This window comes from Bradyrhizobium sp. NBAIM03 (genome assembly GCF_020194055.1).
Taxonomy (GTDB): domain Bacteria; phylum Pseudomonadota; class Alphaproteobacteria; order Rhizobiales; family Xanthobacteraceae; genus Bradyrhizobium; species Bradyrhizobium yuanmingense.
Map to the genome: position 1 here is coordinate 1 of NZ_JADYVS010000144.1, position 455 is coordinate 455.

Consider the following 455-nt stretch of genomic DNA (forward strand, 5'->3'; position numbering starts at 1 on the left):
GAACACCAGGACATGGCAGCCGGCAACGGTGCCGTCGTTGATCTTTCGGATTTCCAGGCGGTGTCCGCGCACGGGTTTTCCTGTCAGTTTTTCCAAGGCCGCCTGCAACGGGTGCTGGGCGGTTACGCATACCACCATGGGGGCATCGGCCTGCATGACGTCGGCCGGCCAGTTGGTGAACAGCGCAAAGTTATAGATGAATGCCGCCTTGACCTGCACCTCGCTGGCCTGCATCTGCGCCTGCGTGGCGCCCATGCATGCCACGCCCGCCAGCACGGCACCGAGCACCGCGCAGAACCTGCGCGGGCTGGGTCTTCGTGCGCGTCGGACGCTGCCGTGCGGGCTGTTCATCGGAAGGTGTAAGTCAATTTCACGCGAAAGGCACGCCCATCCTGCTGGATCGACGACTGCGGTTGCTCAGGCCCGGCCGGATCGGCATAGCGCCGATCGAACAG

1 protein-coding gene is annotated in these 455 nt (G+C 64.2%); it reads right to left on the reverse strand.

The features are described from left to right. Positions 1 to 255: YfiR family protein (locus I6F21_RS37795; protein ID WP_225184395.1), on the reverse strand; the 255-nt coding region annotated here is incomplete at its 3' end. Positions 256 to 455 lie beyond the last annotated feature (200 nt).